The organism is Rhizobium leguminosarum (genome assembly GCF_004123835.1).
GTDB lineage: Bacteria > Pseudomonadota > Alphaproteobacteria > Rhizobiales > Rhizobiaceae > Rhizobium > Rhizobium leguminosarum_M.
Genome location: NZ_MZMU01000005.1, coordinates 1 through 1,079, shown reverse-complemented (window position 1 = coordinate 1,079; position 1,079 = coordinate 1). Strand labels below are relative to the sequence as shown.

At 52.5% G+C, this 1,079-nt stretch carries 1 pseudogene; it reads right to left on the bottom strand.

Annotated features, from left to right (window positions below):
• Positions 1 to 222 precede the first annotated feature (222 nt).
• A pseudogene (locus B5P46_RS12330) lies at positions 223 to 683 on the bottom strand (HlyD family efflux transporter periplasmic adaptor subunit); the annotation flags it as partial.
• Positions 684 to 1,079 lie beyond the last annotated feature (396 nt).

Below are 1,079 nucleotides of genomic sequence, written 5' to 3'. Positions count from 1 at the left end.
CGCCTTGAAAGGAGTCGAACCGCCGGCGCTACTATCAGATCTTTTCGAGCTCTGACAAATCACCCGTTTGAGCGCGTGGCATGCCTTTAGGGACTAACTATTTGAATTGCATCTCGTAAACCTATATCTTTCGGGTAACGAGCCAACATGTGACGCCCAAACGGCCATGAAGCGATCGTCGCGCCTGCCGCGGATCATCGCTGAAAGCAGGTTTCAGACACATCAAGCTTTGCCGCGGTATATATCATTCCTCTTGAATGCTCGAGCGACTTCATCCACGAATGGCTTCGTCAGTAAGCTAGTGCCGTTCGCTCCCCGGTCTGAATTAAAGCTTCTATCGGCATGCCGGGGACAGGTGTAACTTGCCCCAACCTCTCCCATTCGCCATCCAACACCTTGGCGCGCACGACATAATAGCTGAGACCCGAGCGTTGGTCAGATGTAAGATCCGCCGCAACACCTGTCACGACACCGTTCAATTCAGGCGTGTTCTGCTGGCTGAACGCAGAAAACCTAAGATGCACCGCTTGTCCTGTGGTGACCTGCTCGATGTCCGTCGGCATGAGCTTGTCCTCGGCGACAAGCGCATCGCGATTCGGGACGATCTGCATGATTGCCTCGCCAGGCGCAATAACAGCGCCAGATGCGTGGACGGCGAGTTGGTGTACGATACCTGCTTGCGGAGTGCTGGAAGCTGAGTGTTCGACCATTATCTCAGGCTCATAACTGGAAGAAGCGGCGGCGTATGCACAGCAGGACGGAAACATACCTCGGCACATTTGCGGAGAAGGATTTTGCGGCATTGCAATAATTGATAACGCACTGCAATATAACTGTCACAAATCTGTGCAGTTAGGGTGCCGTGCGATGAGGATTTGCATCTATAAGTCGGAAAGAGCACCTGAGCTTACCCTCTTGCTGCAAGAAGGCTTGCCTCTACCGCTCGATACCAAGATTGACAAATGGACCAAAATCAAGGTCGTCACCGACAGGGAAATGAGAGCAGACCTTTTGATTCAAATTGGCGGTGCGGGGTATGCGTTAGTTCGACTTGGCGCGATTAGACAACATTAGGCAAT